Consider the following 13,894-nt stretch of genomic DNA (forward strand, 5'->3'; position numbering starts at 1 on the left):
ACAATAGGGGCAAACCTCAAGTTATTTCTAGGTAAAGTTATCTCGATAAAGGAATTATCTTTCAATGAATTACGATATTTTTAATGGTGATGCAGATGGCATCATCGCTCTGCTGCAACTGCGCTTAGCTGATCCTCTCGAAGCCAAATTGGTTACGGGTGTAAAACGCGATATTAAACTGCTGGAGACCGTGGTTGCACAAGCGAGTGATGAACTGACCGTGTTAGATGTTTCGATGGAAAAGAACATGGTAGGTCTGGAGCATGCTTTGGCTCAGGGCGCTCATGTTTTTTACGCCGATCATCATCAAGCCGGCGAGATTCCACAGCATGACAACTTAGATGCGCACATCGATCTCGATGCCAATATGTGTACGGCTTTGATTGTCGATAAACTGTTGCAGGGGCGTTTCCATACCTGGGCGATAACGGCAGCTTATGGCGACAACCTTATTGCTAAAGCTGACGAACTGGCTGACCTTGCTGGTTTGTCGGAGGAGCAGAAAGTGCAACTAAAAGAGTTGGGCACTCTGATCAATTACAACGGCTATGGTTCGAAGGTTGACGATTTGCATTTTCATCCGGCGGATTTGTATCAAGCGTTGCTTAAATATTCCTCGCCATTTGATGTAATTGCAGATACGTCTTCTCCATTCTACCAACTTCAAGCTGCTTATCAGCAAGATATGGATGCCGCACAGTCGATCCCTGCGACCCATGAAAGCGAAAAACTGAAGTTGTTTGAATTGCCAGATAATGCAGCATCACGCCGTATCAGTGGGGTTTATGGCAACTGGTTGGCGAACCAAAATCCAGATTCAGCTCATGCTGTTTTAACCGAAAACGTAGATGGTACTTATACAGTATCACTGCGCGCTCCATTGAATAATAAGCAGGGCGCAGTCGCGGTTTGTGGACAGTTCCCGACTGGAGGTGGTCGAGAGGCTGCTGCGGGAATCAATGCTTTGAGCAAAGACGATGTGAGCGCATTTATTGATGCGGTTGAAACGTATTATGCGTAACGAATTAGAGTAATTCTTTTGTGTGAAAAGGAGCCATAGGCTCCTTTTTCTTTTTAGGCTGGTTTTTTACTCACAGGCGCTTTAACCAAGACTTTGGATTTTGTGCTTCACTGTTACGACGAATCTCAAAGTAAAGGGAAGCTCTGTCTTGGCCCCCGGTATCACCCGCAAGAGCAATGACTTCACCAGCAGTAACTCTATCGCCTTCTTTCTTTGTTAGTGCCTGATTGTATCCGTACAGGGTCATGTCTCCTTTACCGTGGTCAAGGAGTACCACCAATCCATAACCACGTAAGTACTCGGCAAATACGACAGTGCCGGGATAAACCGCTTTGACTTGCTGGCCATAGTTGGCTGATAGCACCATGCCTTTCCAATTAACCTGGCCAGTCTGACGAGTACCGAAGTTATGCAGAACACTGCCTTCTATCGGCCATGGCAGTTTACCGCGCTGCTTACCTAAACCATCCATCGGTACAGCATTGCGTTTAGCGGCTTTAGCGATTTCTGCTTTAAGGCGAGTTTCATTACGCTGCAACTCTGCCAGATAGCGTTTATCGTTTTTTATACTGCCCTGAATTTTGCTCAGTGTTTGTTTACGTTTTGATTGTGTACTTGCCAGCGCCGTACGCTTCTCGGATTGCTGTTTTAGCAGGGTTTCAATCTGCTCTTTTTCCAGCTCAAGTTGGTTCTTATTATGTTCCAGCTTTTGAGTGGTTTGGGTAATAGCGTCAATTATTTCGGAGCGCGCTTTTGCCAAGTGCTGAAAGTACTGGCTGATACGATCTTCTTCGACGCCCTGATTGAGCAAGTGTCCATTGGCTTTAGCACGCTCTGTCACGTAATAGGTTTGCAGAAGCTGTTTTAGCTCTTCTTCTTGAGCTTGTCGCTGACCCTCTTGTAAGGCGATCTTTTCTTCTAAGTTATTGATATTTTTATCGGCTTGAGTGAGGTCTGCTTTCGTTTGTTTGATCTCTCGTTCTAAGGCTGAGATCCCTAGTTCTTGGTCTTTCAGAGATTTTTGCAGTTCATTCAGCTGCTTTTCTTGAGAGGTGAGGGCTTTCTTCTGACGATTGATTTCGCTGGAAACCCCTTTCAATTCTTGCTGACTAACAGCCGAAGAGGTGAGGGGGAACGTGGCAGATAAAGCACAAGTTAATAAAATAGCCGAGCGGAGCACTGGATGACTTTGTTTTCGCACTTGAGAGTTACCTACCACATTGTTGTTATCTAAGAGTGAGTAATTAAATAACCTATGCTCGGGATAAGAAAGTCAAAATAACCCAAACTTTCAAATATTTAGTCCAATTTATGAGTCAGCACGGTGATTTTAACGCAGTGAGACGCTAAGAGCGCTACGCTGACTGGCTTACATTATCCCGAGTTGAGGTTATATGCCATCTCCATGGATAAAGCTTTGAGATTTGCCATTAAAGCCTTGATCCATATCGAGCGATGGCTTATCCGTTTTTGGACGGCCAACTATTTTTGCTGGTACCCCTGCAACGGTAGTGTGTGGTGGTACTGGTTGTAATACCACGGAGCAAGAGCCAATTTTGGCACCTTCACCGACTTCGATATTACCGAGAATTTTAGCACCAGCACCGATCATCACGCCTTCACGGATTTTCGGGTGACGATCACCACACTCTTTACCCGTACCACCTAAAGTCACATCCTGTAGGATAGATACGTCATCTTCCACAACGGCGGTTTCACCAATTACGATACCAGTAGCGTGGTCGAGCATGATTCCACAGCCAATACGCGCAGCTGGGTGAATATCTACCTGACACGCGACAGAAATCTGATTTTGTAGGTAGGTCGCTAGTGCATGACGGCCCTGTGACCACAACCAGTTTGCTACTCGGTATCCTTGCAGAGCGTGGTAGCCTTTTAAATACAGTAAGGGCATAGAGTACATAGAAACCGCAGGATCACGATTCACTGTGGCACAAATATCGCAGGCCGCACAGTCGGTAATGTTTGGATCGGAGATAAAAGCTTCTTCAATCACTTCCCTCACTGCCATGGCTGGCATCGATGCTGTGTCTAATTTATTGGCCAAAATGTAGCTCAGGGCTGCGCCGAGACTTTCATGCTTGATGATTGTCGCGTGGTAAAAGCTGGCCAGCATTGGCTCCTGCTCTGACATTTCGCGGGCTTCTGAAACTATTTTGTTCCAGACTTTTTGTTTTTCACAGTGTTTCATTCTCAATATCCTGAGTGGCTCTTCTTCCGTGACCCGACAACCTCTATTATTCTCAGATAAGGTGTGAGGGTGTTATTTGCCTTCAGACTTTTTGTCACGAGCGAGTAAATCTTGCGCTGCGAGGCGCGCGTCTTTCCCTTGATACAATACTTGATAAATTTGGTCAACAATTGGCATCTCAACACCCATACGCTGAGAGAGCATCCACACCTCTTTGGTGTTGCGATAACCTTCCACAACCTGACCAATTTCTTCCTGTGCGGTATCGACGTCTTTGCCTTGACCTAACGCCAAACCAAAACGACGGTTACGTGATTGGTTATCGGTACAGGTGAGGACAAGATCACCCAAACCAGCCATACCCATAAAGGTTTCTGGTTTCGCACCCAGAGCCGCACCTAAACGACACATTTCTGCTAAACCTCGTGTGATGAGTGCAGTACGCGCGTTTGCGCCAAATCCGATACCGTCTGACATGCCAGCGCCGATTGCAATGACGTTCTTCACTGCGCCACCAAGCTGCATACCAATGAAATCACTGTTGGCGTATACGCGGAACGTTTTACTACAGTGGATCTTCTCTTGCAGATCTGCAACAAACTCTGCGTCTGGTGAGGCAACGGAAATCGCAGTTGGCAGCCCCATAGCAAGCTCTTTTGCGAAAGTTGGGCCTGACAATACTGCCAGCGAGTAGTTTTCCCCGATGATGTCAAAGGCAACATCTTTGAGTAGGCGGCCAGTTTCTGGCTCAAGACCTTTGGTCGCCCAGCAGATACGAGTGTCTTTACGCAAGAAAGGTTTGCAGCTTTTCAGAACGATACCAAATACATGGCTCGGAACGACAACCAACAAGTCGCGGCTTGCCTGAACGGCCTTTTCCAAATCCGATTCAATAATCAAGCTTTCTGGAAAATCGATGCCAGGTAAGAATTCGTGGTTAGCACGATCTGCTTCAAGACGTGCCATGTGCTTTGGCTCGTGCCCCCAAAGGATGACGTTTGCACCATTGCGAGCAAGAGAAATTGCCAGCGAGGTACCGTACGAACCTGCGCCAATCACCGTCATTGCGATGTCTTTTCCGTAAGCATTGTTGGTATTAGCTTGTGTCATGCTACCGCCTAATCGTTATTCTACTAGTCGAATCTAGTTCATTATTGCCAGATTTTACGCTCTATAGAGGCTAGGAACTAGGGTTTGTTAACCTTAGTAACTTATCAGAAATAAAAAATGCACATTGCATCACTTGATGGACGCTTTGTGCATTTTCTTAGGTATGTGACGTATTCGATTGTATTAACCAGAGACGTCACTTACAAAACGTGAATTACGCTTCAGCTTCGCTTTCACCTTGTTGAGCTTGTTGCTGCAGGTAGTTCATGAACAGCGCGTCAAAGTTAACTGGCGCTAGGTTCAGTTGAGGGAACGTACCTTTAACTACTAGGCTTGAGATTGTTTCGCGAGCGTATGGGAATAGGATATTAGGGCAGAATGCACCTAGGCAATGTGCTAGTTGACCAGCTTCCATTTGCTCAGCCGTGAAGATACCACCTTGCTGAACTTCACATAGGAACGCTGTTTCTTCTTCGTTCTTAACAGTCACTGTTAGACGTAGAACGACTTCGTAAACGCCTTCACCAAGCTCTCGGCTTTGAGTGTCTAGGTCTAGTTTAACGTCTGGGTTCCACTCTTTCTGGAAGATTACTGGAGAGTTAGGCGCTTCGAAAGAAACGTCTTTTAGGAAGATGCGTTGAATTGCGAAGTTTTGTTGTGCGTCTTGTGGTGTAGCTTCTGCCATTTTTAAATCCTTAATAAACATTTGTTGGGTTTAGAACGCCTAAACCCAGAAAACTGGTTTGTCCTGAGACTAACTGAGCAAGTTTACGTTGACTAGATGAAGCGTGTATTACGTGCAAAGCGTCACAACTTGAGACTTCAACTGCTTTCTATTTGCTCAGTTTATTATCCACTAGGCTCTCAATCGCGATGAATGCGACCTTTGTACTATTTTTTACCGCGTACTAAAGGAAGATTCGCTTCGTTCCACGCAATCAAACCATTCTTAAGTAGGCTTACGTTTGTAAAGCCTGCTTTTGCTAGTAGGTTTGCGCTCTCCTGAGCGGTTTGGCCCGTCTTGCATACTAAAATGATTGGGTCTGATTTGTGGTTTTCAAGGCTACCAAAGCTACCCGATTTGATATCTGACGGCAAAATGTGAAGTGAGTCAGTGATATGGCCTTTTTTGTATTCATCTTTAGTACGAATGTCCACCACAACACCGTTTTCACGGTTAATTAGGTGAGTCAGTTGGTTTACGTTGATTTCTTTATATGCTGCTGTCGCTGACTTCACGATATTCAGGATAAATGCGATAAGAAGACCTACCCAAACCAAAGATAGAATCATGTTCTGTTGGAAAAAATCAATATACTCTTGCATGTCTTGAGCTCTTGCACTGTTGGCGAAAAATTAAAGCAGGAGTATAGCGAGGTTAGTCCTGTTAGGCGAGAGGGTTAAAATTTTCTAACGAATAATTGAGATCTCTACAAACTCATGAGGCCTGAATTATCTTGCGATTGGCTACATGGCAATTCATCAAGTCTTCCTATTGTCGTTATCGGTCTAAGTGATTTCTGTTTTACAGGGAAAGGACAATAATAAGCCATAGGTTTAATCTTTTACTGCGACGAAAACATCTCTGATGCACAACAAATATAGAGAACTCACAGCCAAAATATGACATGAAAATCGAATACTGACTGGGTGTACAAAGCATAATGGGAGTGACTATGCTTGTTGGACAGGTTTGCTGACAGAGGCACGTTGCTCGCTAATCTTGTAAGATAGCAACAATAAATCGCAAACAATATTTGATCTTAGCCTACAGTTCTGGTTAAAAAGTGTAGTAAAATTACGCTAGTTTTGTTTCAAGGTTAGATGGGGCAGCGAAGCCCTACGCCAAAAGTTACTAAATTTGATGAGGTCATCACTATGTCAGCTAAGAAGCCATTGGCTCTAGTTATCCTTGACGGTTACGGTTACCGTGAAGACACAGCAAGTAACGCAATTGCGAATGCGAAAACTCCAGTAATGGATGCACTGATTGCGAACAACCCAAATACTCTAATCTCTGCTTCAGGTATGGATGTCGGCCTTCCTGATGGTCAAATGGGTAACTCAGAAGTTGGTCACACCAACATTGGCGCAGGTCGCGTTGTGTACCAAGATCTGACTCGCATCACTAAGTCAATCGCTGACGGCGAGTTCGAAGAAACGGCAGCTTTGGTTGAAGTTATCGATGCGGCTGTGAAAGCTGAGAAAGCAGTACACATCATGGGTCTGATGTCTCCGGGTGGTGTACACTCTCACGAAGACCATATCTATGCAGCGGTTGAAATGGCTGCTGCTCGTGGCGCAGAGAAAATCTACCTGCACTGCTTCCTAGATGGCCGTGACACGCCACCTCGCAGTGCAGAAAAATCTCTACAACGTTTCCAAGACCTATTTGCGAAACTAGGCAAAGGTCGCGTTGCTTCTCTAGTGGGCCGTTACTACGCAATGGACCGTGACAACAACTGGGAACGTGTTCAGGTTGCTTACGATCTTCTTACTCAAGCGAAAGCAGAATTCACATCAGAAACTGCGGTAGCAGGTCTGGAAGCGGCTTACGCTCGTGAAGAAAACGACGAGTTTGTAAAAGCAACAGCAATCAAAGCGGAAGGTCAAGAAGACGCAATAATGCAAGATGGCGATGCGGTTATCTTCATGAACTACCGTGCTGACCGTGCACGTCAAATCACGCGTGCATTCGTGCCTGAATTTGACGGTTTTGAGCGTGCTGCGTTCCCAACAATCAACTTCGTCATGCTGACTCAATACGCAGCGGATATCCCTCTAGCAATCGCATTCCCACCTGCGTCTCTAGAGAACACCTACGGTGAGTGGTTGTCTAAGCAAGGTCAAACTCAGCTGCGTATCTCTGAAACAGAGAAATACGCGCACGTTACTTTCTTCTTCAACGGTGGTGTTGAAAGCGAATTCGACGGTGAAGAGCGTCAACTAGTGGCTTCTCCAAAAGTAGCAACTTACGATCTTCAACCAGAAATGAGCTCTCCAGAGCTAACTGAGAAGCTGGTAGCGGCTATCAAGTCTGGTAAGTACGACACTATCATCTGTAACTACCCGAACGCAGATATGGTTGGTCACACTGGCGTTTACGAAGCCGCTGAAAAAGCGATCGAAGCACTAGACGAAAGTGTGGGCAAAGTGGTTGAAGCTATCAAGGAAGCGGGCGGCCAGCTACTTATCACTGCTGACCACGGTAACGCAGAAATGATGGTTGACCCAGAAACTGGCGGTACTCACACTGCACACACAAGCCTACCAGTACCTCTAATCTACGTGGGCGACAAAGCGGTTGAGTTTAAAGAAGGCGGTAAACTGTCTGATCTAGCGCCAACCATGCTTTCTCTGGCTGGTCTAGAAATCCCTGCAGAAATGTCTGGTGATATTCTGGTTAAGTAATTAACTGAAATACTGAATGATAAAAGCCCGAGTTAATCTCGGGCTTTTTTGTATCGGTATTTTTTTGTTGGTATTACTGAACCAGAATTCCAGCGCCTATCACCGCGAGAGCGGCGCCTAGCCACGCAAATCTATTTGGCCTGCGTTTGGTATAAATCCAGAGTAGTGGTAGTAGCATGATTGGTGTAGTGGAGGACAGGAGTGCGACCATGCCGACATTCCCTTCACGAAGTGCGTAGAGAATTAATGTCATTCCCACCGCCATGGCGAGAAAACCGTTCAAAGCGGTAATGCCAAAAACACGCCACGTAATATGCTGTGTGGGTCTGGCGACTTTCACTCCGATAACCAGCAACAAGCAGTGTGCAATAAATGCGCTGATCATGCGAATCGCGGAGGCTGCAACGGGGTCGACGCTAGTTTGCATCACTGGCTTAGCGATGATGCCACCAAGCGCCTGACATAAAGCCGCCGTGAGGCCTAATCCTAAGCCTATCCAAATGTTGCCTTTGACTTCTTCCAAAACATTGTTGGTTTGCCCGCGCCGACCAAAGAAAATAGCCATCACGACGCCACTGAACACCAGTGCTGCGCCGAGCAATTCCATCGTGGTCATGCTTTCACTAAACAGGAAGTAACCTAGGACGGTTGAGAATACGGCATGACAGGAGAACAGTAAGCCCGCTTGCCTTGGGCCCATACGATTCATACAGGCAAATAGAGCGGTATCACCAATGAAAATGCCGATTAATCCAGATGCCATCATTGGTGTGATGTGTTCCATCGACACACTTAACCAACCGCCAGTTATCCATGCCATGGTTGTAAGGATCACAGCCGTACACCCCATACGCCAACGGCTGTAGGAGAATGCGCCAAGGTGCTGCGCCGGAATGACGGAAATCAGGCTAGAGATCGCCCACAAAAAAGCGGCACACAGTGCCAGCCATTCATAACCCATGATTGAATAAGGTCCTGTTGGTTCGAGAGGAAGGTTCCAATATGCATGAAATTTTATCGATGTAAAAGAGTAAGTTATAGGCAATAAAAAAGCAGCTGAATATGCTGCTTTTTGTTTATTGTCAGTGTTGGCTCTGTAAAATGCATCAGTGATACAGAGCTCGATACCTAAAATAGGATAAGCACTGCGCCATAGACAATGAACAAACCGACTAAGCCGAGGATAAGGCCGACTTTCGCCATGTCTTTACTTTCGATTAGGCCTGTCGAGTAAGCCAGTGAGTTTGGTGGTGTAGATACGGGTAAAATCATGCCGAGTGACGCAGAGAAGGCGACCACTACCAGCAAACCCTGGAGTCCACCGATAGAAGTTAAACTTGGCATGGATACACCAATCGCCGCAGCAATTGGCATCAATAAGTTCGCTGTCGCGGTATTAGACATAAAGTTTGCCATCAGCCAACAGACAATCGATAGAGCGATCACAACCGCAAACGGAGAGAGTGCTTCGTAGTCAATCGCGTGGGCCAAGGCTTCAGCTAAGCCCGTTTTATCCAGTGCGATACCAATAGCAATACCACCAGCAACGAGCCAAAGCACATCCCAGTTAATCAATTTCAGTTCTTCTTTACCCATGATGCCCGTTAAGGTGAAGATCGCCAACGGGATAATCGCTACGACGTAGGTGTTCATACCGTGGGCTTTGGTTGTCATCCACAATAGGATAGTAAGAGCAAACGTAATGTAGACTACATAGGCCCGCCAGCTCCTTTTAAACGTTCCATCTAGCTTCAGTTTCATCTCTGCCTCACTAGAGGGGAAAAGCTTTTGTAGTAAGAACCAGGCAATGGTTAGTTGTATTAAAACAAACGGTAAACCCATCATCATCCAGCTCAGAAAATCGATGGTGTTTTCACCAGTTAGATATTGCAGAGCAATCGCATTGGGTGGCGTACCGATAGGTGTTGCGATACCACCAGTGTTTGCGGCGATAGGGATGCATAGTACTAGCGCTTTAATTCCTAGATCGCCCTTAGGGGCAGAAGCCACAATTGGACCTAACAGAGCCAGCATCATCACGGTTGTCGCAGTATTGGACATAAACATAGAGAATACGGCGGTGATCAGCATTAGACCAAGCATAATGAATTTTGGTTGTGTACCAAATGGTTTGAGCAGGACACGTGCTAGATTATTGTCGAGATCGTACTTTGAGGCAGCAATGGCAAGGGCAAACCCACCCATGAAGAGAATGATGATCGGGGATGAGAAAGCGGAAAAAATGTCGGTGTAGGCTATTAGGTCACCGAGATCGTGACCAGCTGGTGGATCGCGAAAGAGGTGTAATCCTTTATCCGAAATCATGATCAGTTCAAGGGCTATGATCAGAATTGAGGTGGCGAAAACAGGAACGGGTTCCAGTACCCAAAGCAAAGCTGCAAGAAGAAAAATAGCCAGTAGACGATGTTGAATTAAAGTTAGGTTATCAATAGGAATGGCGTCGATCGGCATCATTAGGACGCCAAGTGGAATCAAAAAACACACCAGCAATTTGACCAACGTACTCGCACTCATCTTTGGCATTGGTAGCCCCTTTAAATAGTCACTCGATTGCACAGAATAATTGATTGCTCTTTTAAGTACTTAGAGGCAGGTATGAGTTTGAAAATGTTAGGCTAAATTTCGAACAGACTTTTGTTTTTTATCAATAAAAAAGCCTCCGCATTTGGAGGCTTTGAAATCAGCTTTTTTACAGGAAAACTTACTGCTTGTGAGCGTAAGGCGTCCCCATTACCGTTGTCTCACCATTTCCCATCGATTCATCAAATGTGATGGCATCTTTCGCGAACAGGTTGATAACGGTTGAGCCCAGCTTAAAACGACCCATCTCTTCGCCTTTTTTCAGGATTACCGCTTTGTTACCTTCCGCTGGGTAGTCCCATTTGTAAACGGTATTACCGCGAGGAGGTGTAATGGTACCCGCCCAAACTTGTTCGATGCTGCCTACGATGGTTGCGCCAACCAACACCTGAGCCATTGGGCCAAACTCGGTATCAAAAATACAAACGACGCGCTCGTTACGTGCAAATAGGTTTGGTACGTTTTCTGCTGTCAGTGGGTTTACTGAGAACAGATCACCCGGTACGTAAATCATTTGACGCAGCGTGCCATCGCAAGGCATGTGCACACGGTGGTAATCACGAGGTGATAAGTAAAGTGTTGCAAATGAGCCATCTTGAAACTCTTCTGCCAGCTTTGCGTCACCGCCAAGCAGTTCTTGTGCTGAGAAGTTGTGGCCTTTCGCCTGAATCAATTGACCGTCTTCTATCGGACCAAATTGACTGACACAAGCGTCTGCAGGGTGAGTGATCACCGCTTTGCCTTCAGTAATCGGACGTGCGCCTTCTTTAAGCTCACGAACAAAAAACTCGTTGAACGTTTTAAAGTGCTTAGGGTCGGAGTGCTTCGCCTCGTCCATATTGACATTGTACTGTTTGATAAACCAGCGAATGACTGCTGTTGTCAAACCGCCAGCTTTTGCTGAAGCCAGTTTACCCATCAGGCGGGTTAAGCCATGTTGTGGGATCCAGTACTGCAGTCCAACTTTAATCTTGTCCATCTTTAATTCCGATACTTCTGTTAGATACACGCGTTAGGGCGCGTGATGTTACTGAAATTTAATTTACTTGTCAGTATCCGGTGAAGAATTATTACACAGTTGCGGCGACAGTCCGATTACAGATCCGCTTTCTTATTGCGTGAATATTGACGGTTTGCCTTATTTTCACCCATGCTTTCGAGAATACGATGGTAGTTCTCAAATCGAACTTCACTGACTTCACCTTTCTCCACGGCTTCACGAAGAATACAGCCAGGGTCATCATTGTGTTTACAGTCTCGGAATTTGCATCCACCAAGATATGGACGGAACTCAATGAACGCTTTGGTAACTTCTTCAGCTTCTAAGTGCCACAGGCCAAACTCACGAACCCCTGGAGAGTCAATCAAATCGCCACCTGTTGGGATGTGGTACAGACGTGCTGCCGTTGTCGTGTGTTGACCTAATCCTGAGTTTTCAGAAACTTCACCTTCTTCCACTTCTTGCTCTAATTCTGGCATTAGTGCGTTGACGAGGCTGGATTTGCCCACACCAGACTGGCCGACGAAGATATTGATACGATCACGTAACTGTGTTTCTAATTCCTCAATGCCCTCACCAGATTTCTTACTGACAAACAGCACCTTATAGCCGATTTTCTCATATTCTTTCAGCCACTCTTCATACATCGTACGATCGTCAGCTTCGAGTAGATCGACTTTGTTCAGAACGAGTAAAGGCGCAATGCTGAGTGTCTCGGCAGCAACCAAGTAACGGTCGATGATATTGAGCGAAAGCTCGGGCAATACGGAAGAAACAATCACCATTTGCTCAATGTTCGCCGCAACTGGTTTTAGTCCATCGTAGTAGTCCGGGCGAGTCAGCATTGAAGTCCGGGGTTCAACGGCTTCCACCACACCAGAGATTCCGGCCATTGATTCAAGGCCTTCGCGCCACAATACCCGGTCTCCAGAAACAAGAGATTCTATACCGCGACGCAGATTACAGCGTTGAACTTGCCCTGTTTCTAAATCTTCAATATCAGCATGTTGGCCAAAACGGGTGATCACTAAGCCCTGTTTACTCGCGCCTAGCATGGTCTCATCCCATTGGATGGACTCTTCTTGTTTCTTCAAACGTTTCTGTTGGTTGTTACGAACGCGTCGTACCTGACCTTTGGTTAACTTTTTCTTTTTAGCCACAATTTTGTACTTAATATGAGTGAACTCAAGCTATTGAGCTCGCTCTCGGCTCAAGTTAGTGAGTATCGTGTTTCAAGTATTTTGAGGTATAGTACCTTTTTTATCGATAAACAAATAGGCGGCGTAACCATGTCCTTTAGCGATCAAAACCTGATATGGGTTGATTTAGAGATGACAGGGCTCGATCCTGAAACGCACAAAATCATAGAAATTGCTTCTATTGTCACCGATAGCGAATTAAATATTCTGGCTGAAGGGCCGGTACTTGCTGTTCATCAACCGGAAGATGAACTGGCTAAAATGGATGACTGGTGCACCAATACCCATACTGCAAGTGGTTTGGTTGAGCGTGTTCGTAACAGCAAAATTTCTGAACAAGATGCTGTTGCTCAAACTATTGCTTTCCTAGAGCAGTGGGTACCGAAGGGCGCTTCGCCAATTTGTGGTAACAGCATTGGTCAAGATCGTCGTTTCCTGTACAAGCACATGCCTGAGCTGGAAGAATACTTCCACTACCGTTATTTGGATGTCAGCACACTTAAAGAGCTCACTCGTCGATGGAAACCAGAAGTGTTAGATGGTTTTTCAAAACAGGGCACACACTTGGCTCTAGACGATATACGTGAGTCTATTGCTGAACTGAAATACTATCGCGAGACGATCTTTAAGATTTAGTAGTTACGGCTGCGATTTAAATAGTTGTCATTCATGATTGTTTTGCTTGCTTTTTCATCGTTCAGTAAAAAATTAAAGTTTTTTTGAAGGAAGGACTTGCATCACAAAAAAATGCTCTTATAATTCGCAGCCCTGAACAACGGAAACGTTGCAGATGCGACACTAGCTCAGTTGGTAGAGCGCAACCTTGCCAAGGTTGAGGTCACGAGTTCGAACCTCGTGTGTCGCTCCACTTTCTTTCTAAGTGGACAGTATAAGCGCTCATCATGCTTTAAATGATGAAATACGGACGCGGGGTGGAGCAGCTTGGTAGCTCGTCGGGCTCATAACCCGAAGGTCGTTGGTTCAAATCCAGCCCCCGCAACCAAATTTAAGACAGTTTGATTGTTATTTTTCATAACCCTCAGGCCGTTGACGGATGCGCCGCCCGGATCAAATCCCAGCCCCGCAACCAAATTCAATCAATAGCACTTGCTGTTGATATGCGACACTAGCTCAGTTGGTAGAGCGCAACCTTGCCAAGGTTGAGGTCACGAGTTCGAACCTCGTGTGTCGCTCCACTTTCTTTCTAAGTGGGCAGTATAAGCGCTCATCATGCTTTAAATGATGAAATACGGACGCGGGGTGGAGCAGCTTGGTAGCTCGTCGGGCTCATAACCCGAAGGTCGTTGGTTCAAATCCAGCCCCCGCAACCAAATTTAAGA

Annotated in this window: 12 protein-coding genes and 4 tRNA genes; 7 read left to right on the plus strand and 9 right to left on the minus strand. The window is 45.9% G+C overall.

From position 1 onward, the window contains the following. Positions 1 to 64: 64 nt before the first annotated feature. Entirely contained in the window at positions 65 to 1,021 is a 957-nt protein-coding gene (locus L3V31_RS18180; protein ID WP_237318080.1) for a DHH family phosphoesterase, read from the plus strand. A 70-nt stretch (positions 1,022 to 1,091) separates the two neighbouring features. Here the strand turns inward: L3V31_RS18180 and L3V31_RS18185 are convergent, their stop codons facing one another. From L3V31_RS18185 to L3V31_RS18205, 5 genes are all read right to left on the minus strand, one after another. Further along, positions 1,092 to 2,240: a murein hydrolase activator EnvC gene (locus L3V31_RS18185; protein ID WP_237318081.1), complete on the minus strand. Its 1,149-nt coding sequence runs from the start codon at positions 2,238 to 2,240 to the stop codon at positions 1,092 to 1,094. A gap of 171 nt (positions 2,241 to 2,411) precedes the next feature. Next, the gene (gene cysE / locus L3V31_RS18190; RefSeq protein ID WP_237318083.1) at positions 2,412 to 3,233 is read right to left on the minus strand and encodes a serine O-acetyltransferase; all 822 of its coding nucleotides are present in this window, start codon (positions 3,231 to 3,233) and stop codon (positions 2,412 to 2,414) included. 72 nt (positions 3,234 to 3,305) lie between these two features. Then, positions 3,306 to 4,343 carry an NAD(P)H-dependent glycerol-3-phosphate dehydrogenase gene (gene gpsA / locus L3V31_RS18195; protein WP_237318085.1) on the minus strand — a complete coding sequence of 346 codons (1,038 nt, stop codon included), beginning with the start codon at positions 4,341 to 4,343 and terminating at the stop codon, positions 3,306 to 3,308. A gap of 214 nt (positions 4,344 to 4,557) precedes the next feature. Next, entirely contained in the window at positions 4,558 to 5,028 is a 471-nt protein-coding gene (gene secB / locus L3V31_RS18200) for a protein-export chaperone SecB (protein WP_237318086.1), read from the minus strand. A 206-nt stretch (positions 5,029 to 5,234) separates the two neighbouring features. Then, positions 5,235 to 5,669 carry a rhodanese-like domain-containing protein gene (locus tag L3V31_RS18205; protein WP_237318088.1) on the minus strand — a complete coding sequence of 145 codons (435 nt, stop codon included), beginning with the start codon at positions 5,667 to 5,669 and terminating at the stop codon, positions 5,235 to 5,237. Between the two features lie 552 nt (positions 5,670 to 6,221). Here L3V31_RS18205 and gpmM point away from each other — a divergent pair. Then, positions 6,222 to 7,754 (plus strand): 2,3-bisphosphoglycerate-independent phosphoglycerate mutase, encoded by a 1,533-nt coding sequence (gene gpmM / locus L3V31_RS18210; protein WP_237318090.1) that lies wholly within the window; start codon positions 6,222 to 6,224, stop codon positions 7,752 to 7,754. A gap of 73 nt (positions 7,755 to 7,827) precedes the next feature. Here gpmM and L3V31_RS18215 read toward each other — a convergent pair whose 3' ends face one another. The 4 genes from L3V31_RS18215 to rsgA all read right to left on the minus strand — a co-directional run bounded on the left by L3V31_RS18215 (position 7,828) and on the right by rsgA (position 12,515). Further along, positions 7,828 to 8,715, minus strand: a complete 888-nt coding sequence (locus L3V31_RS18215; RefSeq protein ID WP_237318091.1) for a DMT family transporter — start codon at positions 8,713 to 8,715, stop codon at positions 7,828 to 7,830. Between the two features lie 167 nt (positions 8,716 to 8,882). Beyond that, positions 8,883 to 10,298 (minus strand): SLC13 family permease, encoded by a 1,416-nt coding sequence (locus L3V31_RS18220; RefSeq protein WP_237318093.1) that lies wholly within the window; start codon positions 10,296 to 10,298, stop codon positions 8,883 to 8,885. Positions 10,299 to 10,476: 178 nt separating this feature from the next. Then, a complete protein-coding gene (gene asd, locus L3V31_RS18225) occupies positions 10,477 to 11,334 on the minus strand; it encodes an archaetidylserine decarboxylase (RefSeq protein WP_237318095.1) in 858 nt (285 codons plus the stop codon). A gap of 116 nt (positions 11,335 to 11,450) precedes the next feature. Then, the gene (gene rsgA, locus L3V31_RS18230; protein WP_237318096.1) at positions 11,451 to 12,515 is read right to left on the minus strand and encodes a small ribosomal subunit biogenesis GTPase RsgA; all 1,065 of its coding nucleotides are present in this window, start codon (positions 12,513 to 12,515) and stop codon (positions 11,451 to 11,453) included. Positions 12,516 to 12,644: 129 nt separating this feature from the next. Between rsgA and orn the strand changes: the two genes are divergently transcribed. The 5 genes from orn to L3V31_RS18255 all read left to right on the plus strand — a co-directional run bounded on the left by orn (position 12,645) and on the right by L3V31_RS18255 (position 13,885). Continuing rightward, positions 12,645 to 13,190: an oligoribonuclease gene (orn, locus tag L3V31_RS18235; RefSeq protein WP_237318098.1), complete on the plus strand. Its 546-nt coding sequence runs from the start codon at positions 12,645 to 12,647 to the stop codon at positions 13,188 to 13,190. A gap of 156 nt (positions 13,191 to 13,346) precedes the next feature. Continuing rightward, positions 13,347 to 13,422 (plus strand) — tRNA-Gly (locus L3V31_RS18240). Positions 13,423 to 13,480: 58 nt separating this feature from the next. Continuing rightward, positions 13,481 to 13,557: transfer RNA gene (locus L3V31_RS18245), tRNA-Met, on the plus strand. Between the two features lie 117 nt (positions 13,558 to 13,674). Continuing rightward, positions 13,675 to 13,750 (plus strand) — tRNA-Gly (locus L3V31_RS18250). Positions 13,751 to 13,808: 58 nt separating this feature from the next. After that, positions 13,809 to 13,885, plus strand: a tRNA-Met gene (locus L3V31_RS18255). Positions 13,886 to 13,894 lie beyond the last annotated feature (9 nt).

Origin of the sequence: Vibrio sp. J1-1 (assembly GCF_021728395.1) — a bacterium.
Classification (GTDB): Bacteria; Pseudomonadota; Gammaproteobacteria; order Enterobacterales; family Vibrionaceae; genus Vibrio.

Bases quoted from the DNA above. Each gene is read 5' to 3' on its own strand.
- L3V31_RS18180 (WP_237318080.1), top strand. From the start codon at position 65: ATGAATTACGATATTTTTAATGGTGATGCAGATGGCATCATCGCTCTG.
- cysE (WP_237318083.1), bottom strand. From the start codon at position 3,233: ATGAAACACTGTGAAAAACAAAAAGTCTGGAACAAAATAGTTTCAGAA.
- gpsA (WP_237318085.1), bottom strand. From the start codon at position 4,343: ATGACACAAGCTAATACCAACAATGCTTACGGAAAAGACATCGCAATG.
- secB (WP_237318086.1), bottom strand. From the start codon at position 5,028: ATGGCAGAAGCTACACCACAAGACGCACAACAAAACTTCGCAATTCAA.
- L3V31_RS18205 (WP_237318088.1), bottom strand. From the start codon at position 5,669: ATGCAAGAGTATATTGATTTTTTCCAACAGAACATGATTCTATCTTTG.
- gpmM (WP_237318090.1), top strand. From the start codon at position 6,222: ATGTCAGCTAAGAAGCCATTGGCTCTAGTTATCCTTGACGGTTACGGT.
- L3V31_RS18215 (WP_237318091.1), bottom strand. From the start codon at position 8,715: ATGGGTTATGAATGGCTGGCACTGTGTGCCGCTTTTTTGTGGGCGATC.
- L3V31_RS18220 (WP_237318093.1), bottom strand. From the start codon at position 10,298: ATGCCAAAGATGAGTGCGAGTACGTTGGTCAAATTGCTGGTGTGTTTT.
- asd (WP_237318095.1), bottom strand. From the start codon at position 11,334: ATGGACAAGATTAAAGTTGGACTGCAGTACTGGATCCCACAACATGGC.
- orn (WP_237318098.1), top strand. From the start codon at position 12,645: ATGTCCTTTAGCGATCAAAACCTGATATGGGTTGATTTAGAGATGACA.